Annotated in this window: 17 protein-coding genes; 16 read left to right on the forward strand and 1 reads right to left on the reverse strand. The window is 69.2% G+C overall.

Annotation, left to right across the window (positions count from 1 at the left end; translation table 11 throughout):
• Window position 1 precedes the first annotated feature (1 nt).
• From LZ605_RS16130 to LZ605_RS16200, 15 genes are all read left to right on the forward strand, one after another.
• The gene (locus LZ605_RS16130; protein ID WP_249842472.1) at window positions 2-943 is read left to right on the forward strand and encodes an acyltransferase; all 942 of its coding nucleotides are present in this window, start codon (window positions 2-4) and stop codon (window positions 941-943) included.
• Window positions 933-2,483, forward strand: coding sequence for an HAL/PAL/TAL family ammonia-lyase (locus LZ605_RS16135; RefSeq protein ID WP_249842473.1), 1,551 nt, complete (start codon window positions 933-935; stop codon window positions 2,481-2,483). Before LZ605_RS16130 ends, LZ605_RS16135 begins: the two co-directional genes overlap by 11 nt.
• On the forward strand, window positions 2,470-2,901 hold the full coding sequence (locus tag LZ605_RS16140; protein WP_249842474.1) for an acyl-CoA thioesterase: 432 nt from the start codon (window positions 2,470-2,472) through the stop codon (window positions 2,899-2,901). Before LZ605_RS16135 ends, LZ605_RS16140 begins: the two co-directional genes overlap by 14 nt.
• 2 nt (window positions 2,902-2,903) lie before the next feature.
• Window positions 2,904-3,527, forward strand: coding sequence for an outer membrane lipoprotein carrier protein LolA (locus tag LZ605_RS16145; protein WP_249844934.1), 624 nt, complete (start codon window positions 2,904-2,906; stop codon window positions 3,525-3,527).
• Complete coding sequence (locus LZ605_RS16150; RefSeq protein ID WP_249842475.1) at window positions 3,505-5,874, forward strand: MMPL family transporter; 2,370 nt, start codon at window positions 3,505-3,507, stop codon at window positions 5,872-5,874. Before LZ605_RS16145 ends, LZ605_RS16150 begins: the two co-directional genes overlap by 23 nt.
• Before the next feature lie 53 nt (window positions 5,875-5,927).
• Complete coding sequence (locus tag LZ605_RS16155) at window positions 5,928-7,178, forward strand: NAD(P)/FAD-dependent oxidoreductase (RefSeq protein WP_249842476.1); 1,251 nt, start codon at window positions 5,928-5,930, stop codon at window positions 7,176-7,178.
• Window positions 7,166-7,723 carry a DUF3261 domain-containing protein gene (locus LZ605_RS16160; RefSeq protein ID WP_279920145.1) on the forward strand — a complete coding sequence of 186 codons (558 nt, stop codon included), beginning with the start codon at window positions 7,166-7,168 and terminating at the stop codon, window positions 7,721-7,723. The genes LZ605_RS16155 and LZ605_RS16160 overlap by 13 nt, the downstream gene beginning before the upstream one ends.
• Window positions 7,720-8,904 carry a beta-ketoacyl-[acyl-carrier-protein] synthase family protein gene (locus LZ605_RS16165; RefSeq protein ID WP_249842478.1) on the forward strand — a complete coding sequence of 395 codons (1,185 nt, stop codon included), beginning with the start codon at window positions 7,720-7,722 and terminating at the stop codon, window positions 8,902-8,904. The genes LZ605_RS16160 and LZ605_RS16165 overlap by 4 nt, the downstream gene beginning before the upstream one ends.
• Window positions 8,901-9,356 carry a hotdog family protein gene (locus tag LZ605_RS16170; protein WP_107232606.1) on the forward strand — a complete coding sequence of 152 codons (456 nt, stop codon included), beginning with the start codon at window positions 8,901-8,903 and terminating at the stop codon, window positions 9,354-9,356. Before LZ605_RS16165 ends, LZ605_RS16170 begins: the two co-directional genes overlap by 4 nt.
• Complete coding sequence (locus LZ605_RS16175; RefSeq protein ID WP_107232605.1) at window positions 9,353-10,084, forward strand: 3-ketoacyl-ACP reductase FabG2; 732 nt, start codon at window positions 9,353-9,355, stop codon at window positions 10,082-10,084. Before LZ605_RS16170 ends, LZ605_RS16175 begins: the two co-directional genes overlap by 4 nt.
• Window positions 10,084-11,322: a beta-ketoacyl-ACP synthase gene (locus LZ605_RS16180; RefSeq protein WP_249842479.1), complete on the forward strand. Its 1,239-nt coding sequence runs from the start codon at window positions 10,084-10,086 to the stop codon at window positions 11,320-11,322. The genes LZ605_RS16175 and LZ605_RS16180 overlap by 1 nt, the downstream gene beginning before the upstream one ends.
• A 58-nt stretch (window positions 11,323-11,380) precedes the next feature.
• A complete protein-coding gene (locus LZ605_RS16185) occupies window positions 11,381-11,821 on the forward strand; it encodes an excinuclease ATPase subunit (protein ID WP_249842480.1) in 441 nt (146 codons plus the stop codon).
• Between the two features lie 52 nt (window positions 11,822-11,873).
• Window positions 11,874-12,377 carry a hypothetical protein gene (locus LZ605_RS16190; RefSeq protein WP_249842481.1) on the forward strand — a complete coding sequence of 168 codons (504 nt, stop codon included), beginning with the start codon at window positions 11,874-11,876 and terminating at the stop codon, window positions 12,375-12,377.
• A gap of 150 nt (window positions 12,378-12,527) precedes the next feature.
• The gene (locus LZ605_RS16195; RefSeq protein WP_249844935.1) at window positions 12,528-12,788 is read left to right on the forward strand and encodes a YcgL domain-containing protein; all 261 of its coding nucleotides are present in this window, start codon (window positions 12,528-12,530) and stop codon (window positions 12,786-12,788) included.
• Entirely contained in the window at window positions 12,781-16,119 is a 3,339-nt protein-coding gene (locus LZ605_RS16200; protein WP_249842482.1) for an ankyrin repeat domain-containing protein, read from the forward strand. Before LZ605_RS16195 ends, LZ605_RS16200 begins: the two co-directional genes overlap by 8 nt.
• A 117-nt stretch (window positions 16,120-16,236) precedes the next feature.
• Here the strand turns inward: LZ605_RS16200 and LZ605_RS16205 are convergent, their stop codons facing one another.
• Window positions 16,237-18,024 (reverse strand): monovalent cation:proton antiporter-2 (CPA2) family protein, encoded by a 1,788-nt coding sequence (locus tag LZ605_RS16205; protein ID WP_249842483.1) that lies wholly within the window; start codon window positions 18,022-18,024, stop codon window positions 16,237-16,239.
• A 376-nt stretch (window positions 18,025-18,400) separates the two neighbouring features.
• Here LZ605_RS16205 and mgtE point away from each other — a divergent pair, with 376 nt between their 5' ends.
• A complete protein-coding gene (gene mgtE, locus LZ605_RS16210; protein ID WP_249842484.1) occupies window positions 18,401-19,771 on the forward strand; it encodes a magnesium transporter in 1,371 nt (456 codons plus the stop codon).
• The last annotated feature ends 10 nt before the right edge of the window (window positions 19,772-19,781 follow it).

The raw sequence follows: 19,781 nt of genomic DNA on the forward strand, positions 1-19,781 counted from the left end.
GATGGCGACCACGCACGACGCCCCGCACTGGGCCGACATCGGCGAGTCCACCTCGGTGGCCGGCGTGCTGTTCCTATGCTGGGTGCACCGCTGGTTCGGGCGCTGGCCATTCCGCCTGTGCGTGTGGCCGGTGGTGACCTGCCACTGGCTCGGCAACCGTGTCGGCCGCCAGGCCTCGATGCAGTACCTGCAGCGCCTGCAGGCGCACAGCGGCGTGCTCGGCCGCGCACCTACGCGGCGCGACAGCCTGCGCCACTTTTTCGCCTTCGCCGACACGATGCTGGACAAGATCCTCGGCCTGGGCGGGCGCTACCCGCCCGAACGCATCCACCTGCACCGCGATCTGGTGCTGGACAAGATCGCGCGCCGCGAAGGCGGGTTGATCCTGACCGCGCATATCGGCTGCCTGGAACTGTGCCAGGTGCTGGCCGAGCAGGTGCCGGGGTTCCGCATCACCGTGCTGGTGCACACCGCGCATGCGCAGCGCTTCAACCGCCTGCTGCAGCGGCTGGACCCGCTGGCAGCGGTGGAGCTGGTGCAGGTCACCGAAATGGGACCGGCCACCGCGGTGATGCTGGCCGAGCGGGTGGCGGCCGGTGGCTTCGTCGCCATCGTCGGCGACCGCACGCCGGTGCAGGGCGGCCGCAGTGTCACCGCCGATTTCCTCGGTCATCGTGCGCCGTTCCCGATCGGCGCCTATGTGCTGGCCGCCGCGCTGGGCTGCCCGGTCTACACCATGGCCTGCCTGCATCAGGGCGAGGGCTATCGGGTGGCGTTTGAACAGTTCGCCGAACGCATCGTGCTGCCGCGTGGTTCGCGCGATGCCGCACTGGCCGAACAGGCCCAGCACTTCGCGCGCTGGCTCGAACTCCAGGTCATCCAGTCGCCGTTGGACTGGTTCAATTTCTTCCCCTTCTGGGATCAGGCTCCGCATGACGACTGACGCCGTACCCGTGTGCCGCTTTGGCGATGCACCGTTGACCATCGAAGACGTGGTGGCCCTGGCCCAGCGCCAGTGCGAGGCCGCACTGAGCGACGCCCCGGCGTTCCGCGCGCATATCCAGCGCGGCGCCGATTTCCTCGACCGCCTGCTGCGCGAGGATGGCGTGATCTACGGCGTGACCACCGGCTACGGCGACTCGTGCACGGTGAACATCCCGCCGGCGCTGGTGGCCGAACTGCCGCACCATCTGTACACCTATCACGGCTGCGGCCTGGGCCGTTACCTGGACCCGGTCGAGACCCGCGCGGTGCTGGCCGCGCGCCTGGCGTCGCTGGTGCGCGGCATGTCCGGTGTCAGCGTGCCGCTGCTGGAAGGCCTGGCCACGCTGCTGCAGCACGACGTGCTGCCGATGATTCCGGCCGAGGGTTCGGTTGGTGCCAGTGGCGACCTGACCCCGCTGTCGTACGTGGCGGCGGTGCTGTGTGGCGAGCGCGAGGTGCTGTTCGAAGGCCAGGTGCAGCCGGCTGGCCCGGTGCTGGCGAAGATCGGCATGACCCCGCTGAAGCTGCGGCCGAAGGAAGGCCTGGCGATCATGAACGGCACCGCGGTGATGACCGGCCTGGCCTGCCTGGCCTGGCAGCGCGCCGATTACCTGGCGCGCATGGCCACGCGCCTGACCGCGTTCAACGTGCTGGCCAGCGACGGCAATGCGCACCACTTCGACCAGACCCTGTTCGCGGCCAAGCCGCACCCGGGCCAGGGCCGCATCGCTGCACGCCTGCGCAGTGACCTGCACAGCGAACGTCCGCCGCGCAACGAACAGCGCCTGCAGGACCGCTACTCGCTGCGCTGCGCACCGCACGTGATCGGCGTGCTGGAAGACAGCCTGCCGTTCCTGCGCCAGCTGATCGAAACCGAGCTGAACAGCGCCAACGACAATCCGCTGATCGACGCCGACGGCGAGCGCATCCTGCACGGTGGCCACTTCTACGGCGGCCACATCGCGCTGGCGATGGATACCCTGAAGAACACCGTGGCCAATGTCGCCGACCTGCTCGACCGCCAGCTGGCGCTGGTGGTCGATGCCCGCTACAACCACGGCCTGCCGGCCAACCTGTCGGCGGCCACCGGCCCGCGCGCGGCGATCAACCATGGCCTGAAGGCGCTGCAGATCAGCGTGTCGGCCTGGACCGCCGAAGCGCTGAAGCAGACCATGCCGGCCTCGGTATTCTCGCGTTCCACCGAATGCCACAACCAGGACAAGGTCAGCATGGGCACCATCGCCGCGCGCGACTGCCTGCGCGTGATCGAGCTGACCGAGCAGGTGGTGGCCGCGATGCTGATTGCCGCGCGCCAGGGCCTGGCCCTGCGCGAGCGGGTTGGCCTGAATGCGCAGCTGCATGGCAGTCTGGCCGACATGTACGCCGAACTGGGGCAGCGCATCGCCCTGATCGAAGAAGACCGCGCGCTGGATCGCGAACTGCGGGAACTGCTGGTGGAGATCCGCGCGCAACGCTGGGAACTGTATGCCGGTGAATGAACACACGGAACTGGTCGGGGAAATCACCCTGACCCCCGCCTTCCATGACTGCGATCCGATGAACGTGGTCTGGCATGGCAACTACTTCAAGTACCTCGAGATCGCGCGCTGCGCACTGCTCGGCCGCTACGACTACGACTACCCGCAGATGCTCGAATCGGGCTACCTGTGGCCGGTGGTCGATGCGCGGGTGAAGTACGTGCGCCCGCTGCTGTTCAACCAGGCGCTGCGCGTGGTCGCGCGCATCGTGGAATGGGAGAACCGGCTGAAGATCGAGTACGAGATTCTCGATGCGGAAAGCGGCCAGGTGCTGACCCGCGCGATGACCATCCAGGTCGCGTTGGACGCGGCCAGCAAGGAAATGTTGTACCAGTGCCCGCCGGTACTGTGGGAACGCCTGGGAGTGCCTGCGCCGTGACGATGCTTGCCCGTGTTTCGAGCGTGCTGCTGTGCGCGCTGCTGCTGGTGGCCGTACCGCGTGTACAGGCGGCCGACCCCGCCGTCGATGCGATCACCCAGGCGGTGGCGCGGCCCGACGTGCTGCGTGGCCAGTTCAGCCAGGAAAAACAGGTCAGCGGCTTCAAGAACCCGCTGCGCTCGCAGGGCCGGTTCGTGGTCGCGCGCCAGCACGGCGTGATCTGGACCACGCTCAAGCCGTTCCCTTCTGAAGTGGTGGTCACTGCCGACCGCATCCTCAGCCGCCAGCGCGATGGCAGCACCCGCGTCGAGCTCGACGCGCGGCAGCAGCCGGCGATGCGTTCGGTCAACGCGATCATGTTCGCGCTGATGAGCGGCGACGTGCAGGCGCTGTCCAGCCAGTTCAATGTTGCTGCCAGCCGCGAAGGGCAGGGCTGGCGACTGCGCCTGACACCGAAGTCGGCAATGCTGGCCAAGGCCTTCGAATCGCTGACCTTGCAGGGTGACCGCTATGTGCGCCAGGTGGAGATCGTCGAGGCCAACAAGGACCGCACGCAGATCCAGTTCAGCGCGTTGAGCGAGGCCCCGGCCACGCTGGACCCCGATGAGGCACGCCGCTTTGAGTGACGCTGTGGCGTTGAACGCACCGGACCGGTTGCGGCGCTGGTGGCACTGGCTGGGCATCGCCTGGCTGGTGCTGCTGCTGGCGCTGGGCGCGCAGCAGTGGCACCTGTGGAGCCAGCAGTCGCGGATCGACACCGACATCCTCGCGTTGCTGCCGCAGGATGCGCATGACCGCCTGTTGAGCGATGTCACCCGGCGCATCGCCGATGGCAGTTCGCGGCAGGTGGTGGTGCTGATCGGCAGCCAGGATGGCACTGCCGCCAAGCGCGCGCAGGCGGCGTTCGCCGCGGCGATGGCTGCCGATGCCAACAGCGCGTTGCTGGTGCCCAGCGGGTCCATCGAGGGCTGGTTCGATGAGGCGCGCGCGTTCTACGCGCCGTACCGCGATCGCCTGCTGACTCCCAGCCAGCGCAACCAGCTGCAGAACAGCGAAACCGGGGCACTGGCCGAGCAGGCACTGGCCGCGCTGTACGGCCCGATGGGCGCGCCGCGCCTGACTGACTGGCGGCAGGACCCGCTGTCGCTGTGGCCGCAGTGGTGGCAGCAGCAGGCGCAGGGCTCAGGCCTGCGCCTGGGCGATGACGGCCTGCTCGAAGCCGAAGGCAAGCATTGGGCGGCATTGCAGTTCGATACGCCGGGCTCGGCGTTCCAGCTCGATGGCGAGCGCCATCTTGATGGGCTGCTGGAACGTGCCGGGAAGGCGGCCAAGGCGGCCGCGCCGGAGCTGGAAATCCTGCATGCCGGTGTGCCGTTGCACGCCGAAGCCGCTGCCGTACAGGCCAACCGGGAGATCAACACCATCGGCTGGGGCTCGCTGGCGGCAGTGCTGCTGCTGGTGTGGCTGGCCTTCCGCTCGCTGCGCCCGATCCTGCTGGTGGCCGCCTCGCTGCTGATCGGCTGTGGTGTGGCGCTGGCGGTCACCGTGCTGGTGTTCGGCAAGGTGCACGTGCTGACCCTGGTGTTTGGTGCGTCGCTGGTGGGCGTGGCCGAGGACTACGGCATCCACTGGTTCGCCTCGCGCCAGGCCGAGCCGGCCGATCGCCGCTGGAAGCTGCTGCGGCACCTGCTGCCCGGCCTGTGGCTGGCCCTGCTGACCAGCGCGCTGGCCTATCTGGCGCTGGGCCTGGCGCCGTTCCCGGGCCTTCGCCAGATGGCGCTGTTCTCGGTGGTCGGCCTGGCTGCCGCGTTCCTCACGGTGATCTTCTGGTTCCCGTGGCTGGATGGTGGCGAGATCCGCCAGACCCGTTTCTCGCAGTGGCTGGGCAACACGCTGGAGCGCTTCCCGCGACTGCATGGCCGTCGCCCAGTGACGGTGTTCGTGGTGGCCGCGCTGGCGCTGTCCGCGCTCGGCATCGCGCGCCTGCACAGCAACGACGACCTGCGCAGCCTGCAGTCTTCGCCGCCGGCGTTGATGGCCCAGCAGATCCGCCTGAGCCAGCTGCTGGGCATGCCCAGCCCGGCGCAGTTCTACCTGGTGCAGGGCGCCGATGCGGCGCAGCTGCTGCAACGCGAAGAGGTACTGACGACGCGCCTGCGTGCGCTGGCCGATGACAAGCGCATCGGCGGCTACCGGGCGATCAGCGACTGGTTGCCGTCGCCCGCGCGCCAGCAGGCCGATGCAGCGCTGACCGCGAAGGTGGAACCGGGCGTGCTGTCGGCCGTGTCCGAGGCGGTGGGCGAACCGCTGCAACGACCGGACTTCGCCAGCGCACCGCTGACCGCCGAAGCCTTCCTCGCCTCGCCGGCGTCGCAGCCGTTCCGCCATCTGTGGGTGGGTGCGGTGGGCGGTCAGATGATCAGCGTGGTGATGGTCGATGACCTGTCACGCGCCGATGCACTGACGACCCTGCGTGGTGCGGCCGAGGGCCTGCCGGGCGTGCGCTGGGTGGATCGCACCGCCGATTTCTCGCAGCTGCTCGGCCACTACCGCAAGCTGATGGGTGGGCTGCTGCTGGTCGGCATCGTGCTGGTGTTCGGCGCGCTGTGGCTGCGCTACCGCCGCCAGGCCTGGCGCGTGTTCGCGCCGACCCTGATCGCCGGTGCGCTGACCCTGGGCCTGCTGGGCCTGTTCGGCCAGCCGCTGCAGTTGTTCAACGTGCTGGCGCTGATGCTGCTGCTGGGCATGGGCATCGACTACGGCATCTTCCTGATCGAGCACCGCGGTGATGCCAGCGCGTGGCTGGCGGTTTGCGTGGGTGCGGCCAGTACCTGGCTGTCGTTCGGCCTGCTGGGCCTGTCGCAGACTCCGGCGCTGCGCGCCTTCGGCCTGACCCTGCTGTTCGGCATCGGCCTGGTCTGGCTGATCTCGCCGCTGTTCCGGCCACCGCCGCACGACATGCCGCCGGCCTGACCCCGCCTTCCGGTTTTCTTCTCTTCCTCTGATCGAGCAACAAGGACGCCCCGATGAGTACTGCTGTGGATGCTGTCGAACGCACTGAAATCCTGATCATCGGCGCGGGCCCGGCCGGCTCCGTCGCCGCGGCGATGCTGCGCCAGCAGGGCCGCCAGGTGCTGATGCTGGAGCGCCAGCAGTTCCCGCGCTTCTCAATCGGCGAAAGCCTGCTGCCGCAGAGCATGGAGTACATCGAAGCGGCCGGGCTGCTGCAGGACGTGGTCGAGGCCGGTTTCCAGTACAAGAACGGTGCCGCCTTCGTGCACGGCGAGGCACGCACCGCGTTCGATTTCAGGAAGAAGTTCTCGCCCGGCTGGGGCACCACTTACCAGGTGCAGCGCGCCGACTTCGACAACGTACTGGCACGCGGTGCCGAGCGCATGGGCGCCACGCTGCGCTTCGGCGATGAAGTGCTGTCGGTCGAACCCGGTGAACAGCCGGCGGTGAACGTGCGCCGACCGGATGGCAGCGAGTACCGCATCGAAGCCGACTTCATCCTCGATGCCTCCGGCTTCGCACGCCTGCTGCCGCGCCTGCTGCAGCTGGAGTCGCCGTCCAACTTCCCGGTGCGCGGCGCGATCTTCTGCCACGTGCGCGACAACATTCCGGCCGAAGCGGACTTCGACCGCAACAAGATCCTGATCACCACCCACCCCGAGCACATCGACGTCTGGTACTGGACGATCCCGTTCTCCAACGGCTGCTGCTCGCTGGGCGTGGTCGCCGAGCCGTCGTTCTTCGAACGCTACGAAGGCGACGATCTGCAGAAGCTGCAGGCCATCGTCGGCGAGGACCCGAACCTGACCGGGCTGCTGGCCAATGCCGAATGGGCGGTGCTGCCGGTGCGCCGCATCACCGGCTACTCGGCCAATGTCAGCTCGCTGTGGGGCCCGGGCTATGCGCTGCTGGGCAACGCCGGCGAGTTCCTCGATCCGGTGTTCTCCTCCGGCGTCACCATCGCCTTCAAGTCTGCGCAGCTGGCCAGCGACTGCCTCAAGCGCCGCTACGCCGGTGAAACCGTGGACTGGGAGGCGGAGTTCTCCAGGCCGCTGCGCGCGGGCGTGAAGACCTTCCGCCGCTTCGTGGAAAGCTGGTACCAGGGCGGCTTCCAGAAGATCATCTACCACCCGCAGCAGCAGCCGGAAGTGCGCAACATGATCAGTTCCATCCTGGCCGGATACGCCTGGGACACCAACAACCCGTATGTGGCCGACGAAAGTGGCCGCCGCATGCGCGTGCTGGAGCAACTGTGCAGCGCGTGATCGTCCGCACCGTGGCCCTGCTGCTGTGCCTGCTGCTGGCCGCCTGTGCTGGCCGCATGCCCAAGCCGCAGGTGGAACTGCCGCCGCTGCGCCTGTCGCCGGCCAGCCTGCCGGCGCCGCTGGCGTTGCAGCAGCAGCTGCATTTCCGTTTCGGCAGCCATGAACGCGACCTCGATGCGCTGCTGGAAGCCGATGCACAGCAGGTGCAGCTGGCCGTGCAGGCGATGGGCCAGACCGGCGTGCGCCTGCAGTGGGATGGCCAGCGGCTGACCCAGCAGCGCGCGCCGTGGCTGCCGCCGCAGGTGCGCGCCGAGCGTGTGCTGGACGACCTGCAGTTCGCGCTGTGGCCGACCGCCGCCATCGCCGCCGCGATACCGGCCGGCTGGCAGGTCAGCGATGACGGCCAGCAGCGCAGCCTGTCGCGCGATGGCGTGGTGTGGTTGCAGCTGCAGCGCCTGGACGATGGCAGCGTACAGCTGGACAACCGCGCCGAAGGCTATGCGCTGCGCATCGAATCGATCGACATGGCCGGGCAGGACCGATGAGTGCACCGATCTACCTGAACGACCTGGGCGTGGTCTGCGCGATTGGCGAAGGCCGTGCCGCGGTGGCGTCGGCGCTGTTCGCCGATGCACCGGGCGGGCTCAGCGACAACGACCACCTGCTGCCGGGGCGCACCCTGGCGCTGGGCGAAGTACGCACGCCGCTGCCGGCGCTGGAGGATCTGCCGGTCGCCCTGCGCGGGCGCAACAACGCGCTGCTGGAGGTGGCACTGGCGCAGATCGCGCCGGCGGTGAGCGCCGCCATCGCCCGCCACGGTGCCGAGCGTGTGGCAGTGGTGCTGGGCACCAGCACTTCGGGCATCGGTGAATCCGAGCAGGCCCTGCGCACCCACGCCGAACAGGGACTGTGGCCGCAGGGCTTCGACTACGCCCAGCAGGAAATGGGCACCGCCGCGCAGTTCGTGCGCCAGCGTAGTGGCGCCCAAGGCCCAGCCTGGACCCTGTCCACCGCCTGCTCTTCCAGTGCCAAGGCGCTGATGTCGGCTGCGCGCATGCTGCGCGCCGGCATCGTCGATGCGGTCATCGCCGGCGGTGCCGACTCGTTGTGCCGCTTCACCGTGGCCGGCTTCAGCGCGCTGGAATCGGTGTCGGCGTCGCGCTGCAATCCGTTCTCGCAGCACCGCGCCGGCATCAATATTGGCGAAGGCGCGGCACTGTTCCTGCTCACCCGCGAGCCGGGCCCGGTGTGCCTGGCCGGGTGGGGCGAATCGGCCGATGCCCACCACATGTCCGCGCCCGACCCGCAGGGGCTGGGTGCCATCGACGCCCTGCAGCAGGCGCTGCAGCGCGCCGGCTGGGCGGCTGGTGAAGTGGACTACGTGAACCTGCATGGCACCGCCACCGGCCACAACGATGCGATGGAAAGCCTGGCGGTCTCGCAGGTACTTGGCACGGGTGTGCCGGCCAGCTCGACCAAGCCGCTGACCGGGCACACGCTGGGTGCCTCGGGTGCGATCGAAGCTGCGCTGTGCTGGATCCTGCTGGCCGAGAATCCGCAGCAGCAGTTGCCGCCGCACTGGTGGGACGGTGTGGCCGATCCGGCGCTGCCGGTGCTGCCGCTGGTCGCGCCCGATACCCGCCTGGCGCAGCCGCCGCGAAGGGTGCTGAGCAATTCGTTCGCCTTCGGCGGCAGCAATGCCGTGCTGGCGCTGGAGCGTCGATGAACACGCTGTACGCAATCGAAGAAGTGGTGCCGCACCGCCAGGACATGTGCCTGCTGGAGCGCATCACCCAGTGGGACCAGGACGCCATCGAGGCCGAACTGGTGGTGCCCGAGGCCGGCCTGTTCGTCGAGGACGGCCAGGTGCCGGCGTGGGTTGGCATCGAATACATGGCGCAGGCCATCGCGGCCTGGGCCGGCTGCCGTGCACGCGCGGCCGGCAAGCCGCCGCAGCTCGGTTTCCTGCTCGGCAGCCGCCGCTACAGCAGCCCGCGCAGTGGCTTCCCCAGTGGCACCCGCCTGCGCGTACAGGCGCGCTGCGAGCTGTTGGGTGACAATGGATTGGGGATGTTCGCCTGCCGCATCCTGGCAGGCGAGGACGAATGGGCGACAGCCAACGTGTCGGTGTTCGAACCGGCCGACGCGATGGCCTATCTGGAGAGTGGACAGGCATGACAGGGAATCGAAGCGTGCTGGTGACCGGCGCCAGCCGGGGCATCGGCCGGGCCATCGCGCTGCGCATCGCGCGTGATGGCTTCGACGTGGTGGTGCATTGCCGCAGTCGCGTGGACGAGGCACAGGCCGTGGTGGCCGAGATCCAGGCACTGGGCCCGCAGGCCCGCGTGCTGGTTTTCGACGTGGCCGACCGCGAGGCCGCACGCGCCGCGCTGGAGGCCGATGTGGAAGCGCACGGCGCGTACTACGGCGTGGTCTGCAATGCCGGCATCGCCCGCGATGGCGCCTTCCCGGCACTGTCGGCGGACGATTGGGACCAGGTCATCCACACCAATCTGGATGGCTTCTACAACGTGCTGCACCCGTTGATCATGCCGATGGTGCGGCGGCGCAAGCCGGGCCGCATCGTCACCCTGTCGTCGGTGTCCGGCCTGGCCGGCAACCGCGGGCAGGTCAACTACAGCGCCGCCAAGGCCGGCATCATCGGTGCCACCAAGGCGCTGGCGCTGGAACTGGCCAGCCGCCAGATCACCGTCAACTGCGTGGCCCCGGGCCTGATCGAGACCGAAATGCTCAACGACGAAGTGGTTGAACACGCGCTCAAGCTGATTCCCGCCGGCCGCGTCGGCCGTCCCGACGAAGTGGCGGCCACGGTGGCGTTCCTGCTGTCCGAACCGGCCGGCTACATCACCCGCCAGGTGATCTCGGTGAATGGAGGCATGCTCTGATGGCCGCCGATCGTCGCGTGGTGGTGACCGGTGCGTCCGCGATCAGTCCGCTTGGCCATGACTGGCCGACCATCGAGGCGCACCTGCGCAGCTGCCGCAACGCGGTGCGCGCGATGCCCGAATGGGACGTCTATGCCGGGCTGAACACCAAGCTGGCCGCACCGGCACAGGACTTTGAACTGCCACCCAACTACAACCGCAAGACCACCCGTTCGATGGGCAAGGTCGCGATCATGTCGGTGCGCGCCACCGAAGTGGCGTTGCGCGAGGCCGGCCTGCACGAACATCCGGTGCTGCGCAGTGGTCGTACCGGCGTGGCCTACGGTTCCTCATCCGGCAGCGACGAGGCCACCGGCGAATTCGGGCGCATGCTCAACGAGTTCACCACCGAGGGCATCAGCGCCACCACCTACCTGAAGATGATGAGCCATACCGCGCCGGTCAACATCGGCGTGTTCTTCGGCCTGTCCGGGCGTGTCTACACCACCTCCAGCGCCTGCACCTCGGGCAGCCAGGGCGTGGGCGCGGCCTATGAAGCGATCCGCAGCGGCAAGCAGACGGTGATGGTGGCCGGTGGCGCCGAGCAGCTCGATGCCACCGCTGCGGCGGTGTTCGACACCCTGTTCGCCACCAGCGTGCGCAACGATGCACCGCAGAGCACGCCGCGCCCGTTCGATGCCGACCGCGATGGCCTGGTGCTGGGCGAAGGCGCCTGCACGCTGATCCTGGAAGACCTGGAACATGCACAGGCGCGCGGCGCCACCATTCTCGCCGAGGTGGTCGGCTACGGCACCAACAGCGATGGCCAGCACGTCACCCAGCCCAGCGCCGACACCATGGCCCAGGCGATGCGCCTGGCGCTGGAAGATGCCGGCCTGGATGCGGCGCAGATCGACTACGTCAACGCCCACGGTACGGCCACCGACCACGGCGACATCGCCGAGACCCAGGCCACCGCGCAGGTGTTCGGCAGCCGCGTGCCGATCAGCTCGCTGAAGAGCTATGTCGGCCACATGCTCGGCGCCTGTGGTGCGTTCGAGGCCTGGCTGAGCATCGAGATGATGCGTGCCGGCTGGTTTGCGCCCACGCTGAACCTGGCCGAGGTCGACCCGCGCTGCGGCCAGCTGGACTTCATCACCGGCCCGGGCCGCGAACTGCAGGCCGAGTACGTGATGAGCAACAATTTCGCCTTCGGCGGCATCAACACCTCGCTGGTGTTCCGCCGCTGGCGCGAATGATCCACCGCGTCACCGCACCGTTCCCGTTACCCCGCACCCTCGACAAGGAGATGTTTCGATGCGCCGTACCCTGATGATCGCCGCTGCCACCGCGCTGCTGGCCCTGAGCTCCACCGCCTCCGCACGCGATACCCGCGTCGAGCAGTCCCTGCAGGAACTGGTCAGCTCGCAGGCCGCCAAGGACGCCGGCATCGACGGCAGCGTGCGCTTCTACCTGGCCGGCCAGCCGGTCAGCGTGCAGCAGCGCCTGGGCGAAGACGTGACCAACAAGAAGACCAACGCCGCCAACAAGAGCGATGCCGAGGCCTGCCGCTGGGTCGCGCTGTCGGCGCTGCGCGCGCTGCAGGATGGCGCCAGGTCGCGCGGCGCCAACGCCGTGGTCGACATCGTCAGCTACTACAAGAAGAACGAGTTCAAGAGCAGCACCAACTATGAGTGCTGGGCCGGCACCTTTGTCGCCGGTGTGGCGCTGAAGGGCACCTACGCCAAGGTCAAGTAAGCCATCGCCATCCCCGACCGCCGGTCGGGGATGCCGTCCACAGGGGGACACCATGAAATCGATGCTCGTCGCGGCCCTTGCCGCGGCTTTCTGCTGCGTGCCTGCACGGTCCGCGCACGCCGCCGATGCAACACCCATCCGCATTGCCGCCGAGGTACCGTACCGGGCCGAGGTCGGCGGCGAGCTGATCCGGCAGGAATGCGAATTCGGCCGCGACCTGAGCAGCAGCATCGTGCGCCATGCCGGTGGCCGGGTGGTGGTTGCCGCACCCGGCGAAGACGCTGGACGCCGCCTGGACATCGTTGTGACCAAGGCGCACGCCGCCGGCGGGGGCGCCATTTCAGGGCCGAAGTGGGGGCGCATCTATGGCGAACTGAAGGAAGATGGCCGCGTGGTCGGCAATTTCAGTTTCAAGCGCACCACCAGCCGGCCCTTCACCTTCCGCGCCTGCACCACCCTGAAGCGGGTGGCCGAGGCACTGGGCGGCGATGTGGCGCGCTGGCTGGAAAACCCCACGCTCGATCCGCTGATGACCGAAGAGATCGCGGCCAACTGAGCGCGTGGCGTTGCCTGAACGCCGCCGCCACATTGCTGAACCCTGCCGGGGAAACACCGTCGATCGCGCCGCCATCCTCGGCTGACGGCTTTCCCCGGTGTCGGCTTTCCGACACAATCACGGCTCTTCCCGGGTTATCGTCCCGTGGACATGCACGCCTACGTCTATAAAAGCCAACTCAAGCCGGACACCTACGTCTACGTTCCCCGACGCGATGATTTCAGCGCGCTGCCTTCGCCGCTGCTCCGCTCGCTGGGCACGCTCACCTTCGTCCTGGATGTGGCCCTGGATGCCCAGCGCCGCCTGGCCCAGGCTGACCCGGACAAGGTGCGCAGCGAAATGAGCGAGCGTGGCTTCTATCTGCAGGTGCCGCCGTCGGTGGCCAGCCTGATGCCGCGCCACTATGACTGACCTCTCCCGTCCGCGCGCCCTGTCGATCGCCTTCGCCGTGGGCGCCGTGCTGGCGCTGGGTGCCGCCGTGGGCGGCATTGCCGGGGCGATCCTGGCCGCGTTGTCACAGCCGGCGTTCGCGCTGGGCGTTTCGTGGTGGCGGCGCAGCCGCGCGCTGCTGCCGCTGAAGGCGGTGGCACGCCAGGACCTGCCGGCGCTGCTGGCGCTGTGGTCGGCCGCGCCGGTGTTGCTGGCACTGTTGCTGGCCTGGCCGCTGGCGGCGCTGCGTGACAGCGGCAGCCTGGCCGCCGTGCTGGGCCTGAGCGTGCTGGTCAGTGCCGGCCTGCTGGCGGCCTGGCGCACCTGGCCGCTGTGGAACGATGTCGAACGCCTGGATGGCAGCCTGGCCCAGCATTGGCAGGCGCTGGCCGGGCGCGACCTGACCGCCTGGCGCGGCCTCGGTGTGGCGGCGCTGGTGATCGCACTGGCCGCGCTGGTGGTGTTGCCGGCATGGCCGGGCCTGCTGCCGGAAGGCGCACGTTGGCCGGCCGCGCTGGCGGTGGTGCTGCTGTCGCCGCTGCTGCATCTGCTGTTGCAGCGGGTCGCGCCTGCGCCGTTGGTCTCGCTGCGTCCGGGCGCGCTGGCCACGTCCAGCAACGAGCACGAACCGCTGTTCTCCGCAGCGGCCGAAACCGCGCCGCTGGAAGCACTGGCACCGCAGGAACTGACGCCGGCGCTGTACGAGGCCGCCCGCCATGGCCGCATCGATCGCGGCCTGCAGTTGCTGCAGGCCGGTGCCGATCCCTATGCGTTGCCCGACCCGAACTGGCGCGACCAGCGCAGCCTGGCGGTGTTGGCGGCCGTGCTGCCGGACCTGCGCCTGCTGCGCGAACTGATCGCCCGCGGCGTCGATGTGAATGCGCCGCACCGTGGCATGACACCGCTGCTGGCAGCCACCCGTGACAGCTGGCATGGCCGCCCCGAGGCGGTGATGACCCTGCTCGCCAACGGCGCCGATTCGCGCGCCGTCGACAGCGATGGCAACACCCCGTTGCACCATGCCGCACGCAGTTCCGACCCGGGCGTGGCCGCGCTGCTGCGCGATGCCGCTGCCGAAGTCGATGCACTGAACCACGATGGCTGGTCGCCGTTGGCGGTGGCCTGCCAGGTCGGCAACTGGCGCCTGGCGCGCTTCCTGCTTGAACGTGGTGCCCGCAGCGAGCCGGCCGACGGTACCCCGGTACTGCTCGCCGCCGCGGCCACCGAAGACGATGACCCGGCCGGCGTACAGCTGCTGCTCAAGCACAAGGCACGCGCCGACGCTCGCGACCGCCAGCGCCGCAGCGCGCTGCACGAGGCAGCATTGGCCGGCCACGTTGAAATCATCGGCGTGCTGCTCGGCGCCGGCGCCAATCTGGAAGCGCGCGATGCGCTGGGCCGCACGCCGTGGCTGGAAGCCGCCCGCGCCGGCCGCGCCGCCGTGGTCGAACATCTGCTGCCACACAAGCCCGACCTGGTCGCGGTCGATGGCGAGGGCCGCAATGCCGTGCAGCTGGCCGCGATGGCCGAGGATGTTTCGCCGTTGCTGATCAAGCGCCTGGTGGAACTGGGCATCGCCGCCGACGCCGCCGATCCGGTCGGCCGCCGGGCGGTGGACTACGCCGCCGAAGCGGGCCGCTGGGCGATCGTCGCGTTGCTGGATCCGTCCTATCCGTTGCCGGCTGCGGTCAGCGACGGCCTGGCCGAGCGCGGCGACGCGGCCGCTGCCAGTGGCCTGTTGCCGGACCGCCCGCCGCTGACCCTGCTGCGCGAAGCGCTGGGCTTCGGCAACACCGACGGCATGGCCGCACTGGCCAAGCTGTGCCAGCCGGAAGAACTGGGCGGGCTGCTGCTCGATCCGGAACTGGCGCTGGAGCCGCGCGCGGTCGACTGGCTGCTGGCCCACGGTGCCGATCCCTACGTACGTGATGCCTGCTCGGACACGCCGATGTTCGCGCTGCTCTCGCGCGGTATCGATGCCGTGCCGGCGCTGCAGGTGATGCTGCAGCGTGGCCTGTCGCCGGCCGGTCGCGGTGGCCTTGCGCGCTTCCTCGCCGCCTGCGCGCAGCATGATCAGGCGGCGCGTGGCCTGGAACAGCTGGCGCTGGAATTGCTGGAACGCGGCGCCGACCCGTTCGCGGCCTCGCCGGCCGGTGATCCGCCGCTGTCGCTGGCGGTGCGCCTGGGTTGGCTGCGCCTGCAGCAGGCACTGCTCAAGGCCGGTGTCGATCGCGAGGCGCGCGACAGCCACGGCATGACCGCGCTACATCTGGCCACCGCGCTGGCCCGCGAAGGCGCGCTGAAGCTGCTGGTGCAGCACGGTGCCTCGCCGGAAGCCCGCGCCGCCGATGGCCAGACGCCACTGGGTGTGGCGCTGTCGATTGGCCGCCGCGATCTGGCCGACTGGCTGGACTGGCGGGTGTGGCCGTTGCCGCGCCGCACCCTGCGCGAGGCCGATCTGCCGGCTGCCGCAATGGCCGGTGACGTCGATGCAGTGCGCCGCCTGATCGATCTGGGCTTCGCCGTCGATGCCGTCGATGCGCAGGGCTGCACCGCGCTGCTGCGCGCGGCCGGCGGTGGCCATCTGGCGGTGACCGACCTGCTGCTGGCACGCGGTGCCGATCCGCAGCACGCGGCGGCCAGTGGTGCCACGCCGCTGTCGGCGGCGGTCAGCATGCGCCAGGTGGATATCGTCTCGGCCCTGCTCGACGCCGGCGCCAAACTGGAACACCGCCTGCCGGGTGGGGTGACCGTGCTGATGCTGGCCTCGGCGCTGGGCCTGCCGGACATCGTTGCGCGCCTGCTGACCGCCGGTGCCGACGTGCATGCCGGCGATGCGCAGCAGCTGGGCCCGTTGCACTGCGCCGCGCTGTACGGCTTCAGTGCCCGTGACCGCTCGCGCCTGCTCGCCTTGCTCGACACCCTGTTGCTGGCCGGTGCCGAACCGGACCAGGCCGCCGCCGGTTCGGTCACGCCGTTGCTGCTGCTGCTGGGCGCGCGCGCCGAACCGGGCACCGCCTGCGATGAGCAGGTGGTGATGGCGGCGGTGGAGCGCCTGCTCGATGAAGAGGTGAGCCTGGAGGTACGTGATCCGCGTGGCTTCGGCCCACTGCACCTGGCCGCCCTGCATGGCCTGCCGCTGCTGGTGCAGCGCCTGCTGCGCGCCGGTGCCGATCCGGAAGTGCGCGACAGCCTCAACCGCAGCCCGCGCGAGATCGCGGTGATGCGTGGTTTCATCGATGTGGCCGGCGAGTTTGAACCGCGTGTGCCGGGCGTCTCGTCGATGGCCCGGTTCCTGCGCGACAACGGCTGATCCAGCAGAGAGAGTAGTGCCGGCCGCTGGCCGGCAACTTCACGAAACCCGCGCAATCCCCAGGTTGCCGGCCAGCGGCCGGCACTACCGGGTCCGTCATCCATCGGATGGGTGCCGTCAGCGCTCCTTGTTGTCGTCGCTTTCCGCGTCGGCCTCGAACAGGTGCATCAGGTCGTTGCGTGCATCACGCGAGGTCTGGATCACCGCCGCCTCGTCGTCGTAGACCAGGTACTGGTCGCGCAGCAGCTGTTCGTCGTGCTCGCGGAAACGCTGCACGTGGCGCTCGGCCACGTTCGGCGCAATACCCAGTGCGGTCAGCACGCGCCCGCTCATCTCCAGGCTGGTGCCGAACACTTCGCGGAACGGCTCGGCCGACATGTCCATCAATCGCCACGCATGCTGGCGGTTGCGCGCACGCGCCAGCACCGTCGCGTCCGGGTACAGCCGGCGCACCATGCGCACCGCACGCAGGTTGGTTTCCGGGTCATCGACGGTGATCACGAACACGTCGATGTGCTCGCCGCCGGCCGCACGCAGCATCTCCGGCCGGGTCGGGTCGCCGTAGTACAGCTGGTTGCCGAAGCGACGCAGGTCGGCCACGGTGTCCGGGTTCGCCTCCAGCGCCACGAATGGCACCTTCTGCGCGGTCAGCAGGCGCGCGATCACCTGGCCGAAGCGGCCCATGCCGGCGATCAGCACCTTGGGCCGGTTGTCCGGCGCCACCTTGTCGGCGTCGGCCGGCTCGCGCGGCGCGGCCTTCTCCTGGCCGAGCAGTTTCAGCAGCGCGATCATCAACAGCGGCGTGATCGCCATCGACAGGCCGACGATGGCCACCAGCCGGTCGTGGTTGGCGTTGCCCAGCAGGTGCGCGCGCTGCGCCTCGTTGAACACCACGAACGCGAACTCACCGCCCAGCCACAGCACGCTGCCCAGCAGCAGCGACTGCCGCGAACTGAGCCGGGCGACGCGGCCGACCGCGTACAGCAGGCCGAACTTGACCACCAGCAGGATGCCGACGCCTCCGGCGATCATCCACGGTTCGGCGGCGATGCGGTCCAGGTCGATGCCCATCCCCACCGCGATGAAGAACAGGCCCAGCAGCAGGCCCTTGAACGGTTCGATCTGCGATTCCAGCTCGTGCCGGAACTCCGAGTCGGACAGCAGCACGCCGGCCAGGAACGCGCCGAGGCTGGGGCTGAGGCCGGCCTCCTGCATGAACCAGGCGGTGCCCAGCACCACCAGCAGCGCGGTGGCGGTGAACACCTCGGGGCTGCGGGTACGCGCGATGGTGCTGAACACCCGGCGCAGCACCGGCCGCCCGCACAGGATCACCACCGCAAGCGCGCCCAGCGCCACTGCCGCGTCCTCCCAGCGCAGGGTCTCGTTCTTCACCCCGCCCAGCAGCGGGATGGCCGCCAGCAGGGGGATCGCGATCAGGTCCTGGAACAGCAGGATGGCGAAGCCGAGGCGGCCATGGTCGCTGTTGATCGCCTTGTGTTCGGACAGCAGCTGCAGGCCGACCGCGGTGGACGACAGGGCCAGCGCTACGCCTACCACAAGCGCGCTCTTCCATTGGAAATGGTCGAGCAGCAGCAGGCCGCCCAGCACCAGCCCGGACAGCGCCACCTGCGCCGCACCGGCACCAAATACCGAGCGCCGCATCACCTTCAGGCGTGCCGGCGATAGTTCCAGGCCGATCACGAACAGCAGCATCACCACGCCGATTTCGGCCGCGCCAAGGATGCGGTCGGCGTCCTGCACGAAGCCCAGCCCGTCCGGCCCCAGCACCACGCCAGCGGCCAGATAGCCCAGCACCGCGCCGAAGCCGAATTTCTTGAACACCGGCACGGCGATCACCGCCGCCAGCAGCAGCACCAGAGCCAGTTCCAGACCACCGCTATGCATGGGAATACCTGGTCATCGCGGGGGCCTGTGCTGCGTTCGTCCGGGGGAGCGCGGCCGTGCAGGCCGCCCCTTCATTATGCGCGCATGCCGGGGGTCGCATCCCCTCGCGCAGCAAGCGGCCCTGACCCCAGGGGCGCCTGGCCGGCCGCCCGGGCCAGGGTTGACCGGGCGTGCCGGCAGGTCCAGACTGCCCGCCGCTGCCGGCCCCGCCGTTGTCGAGCGTGTCAGGCAGTACACCCATCCCGGAGTCCCCAACCCATGTCCAGCGACAGTAGAAGTCGACCTCGTTCGACGCCAGCGATGGCCACCGCCTGACATCGGGACGGTTTGCCTGCGTTGGCGTTGCGCGAGGTCGCACCCCCACAAGGCACAACCGATGAACCAGAAGCAATTGCTGCGCCCGGTGGCCGATGCCGCTGCCCTGGCCGCACCGCTGGCGAACTGCAACACCGCCGACGCGGTGGAGTTTCTCAATACGCTGGAGCTGACCCGCGCCGCCGACACGCTGGCGGCGCTGCCGTTGCCGCGTGCGGTGAAGATGCTGGAAGCCCCCGAGCTGCAGCGCAGCGGCGAGCTGGTGGCGGTGCTGCCGCCGGCCCGCGCCGCTGCCCTGCTCGGGCTGATGGCTGACGACCGCGCCACCGACATCGTCCACGAGCTGGACGAGGACGAGCGCGCGCGGCTGATCCCGCTGCTCGGCACCGACGCCCGCCAGGCCATCCAGAAGCTGCTCAGCTACCCGCCCAACACCGCCGGTGCGCTGATGACCACCGAGTACGTGGCGGTGCCCGCCAGCTGGACCGTGGCGCAGACCCTGCAGCACATCCGCCAGGTCGAGCGCACCCGTGAGACGGTGTACGCGATCTACGTGCTGGACCCGGCTACCCAGCAGCTGCAGCAGGTGGTGACCATGCGCCGGTTGATCACCGGCCTGCCGGAGGAGTCGATCCTGGACGTGGCCCAAGTCAATCCGCCGGTGACGGTGGACGCGCTGATGGACCAGGAAGAAGTGGCGCGACTGATCCGCCGCCACGACCTGCTGGCGATTCCGGTGGTCGATGCGCAGCAGCAGATGCTCGGCATCGTCACCGTCGATGACGTACTGGATGCGCTGATCGAGGAATCCACCGAGGACGCACACAAGTTCGGCGGCATGGAAGCGCTGGACAAGCCCTACATGCAGATCGGCTTCTTCGAGATGCTGCGCAAGCGTGCCGGCTGGCTGAGCGTGCTGTTCCTGGGCGAGATGCTGACCGCCAGCGCGATGCAGCACTACGAAGACGAACTGGCCCGCGCGGTGGTGCTGACCCTGTTCATTCCGTTGATCATGAGTTCGGGTGGCAACTCCGGCTCGCAGGCCACCTCGCTGCTGATCCGCAGCCTGGCGCTGCGCGAACTGCGCCTGCGCGACTGGTGGAAGGTCGCCATCCGCGAGATCCCGACCGGCATGGTGCTGGGTGCGATTCTCGGCTGCCTGGCGATCGTGCGCATCGTGATCTGGCAGCTCGGTGGCCTGCATGACTACGGTGAACACTGGATCCTGCTGGCGATCACCATCGGTGCGGCACTGGTCGGCATCGTTACCTTCGGCTCGCTGTCCGGCTCGATGCTGCCGTTCATCCTCAAGCGCCTCGGCTTCGACCCGGCCAGCGCCTCGGCCCCGTTCGTGGCCACCCTGGTGGACGTGACCGGACTGGTGATCTATTTCAGCATCGCCGCGCTGATCCTGCACGGCACCCTGCTGTAACTGCTCTGGT

This window comes from Stenotrophomonas maltophilia, assembly GCF_023518235.1.
Taxonomy (GTDB): Bacteria; Pseudomonadota; Gammaproteobacteria; order Xanthomonadales; family Xanthomonadaceae; genus Stenotrophomonas.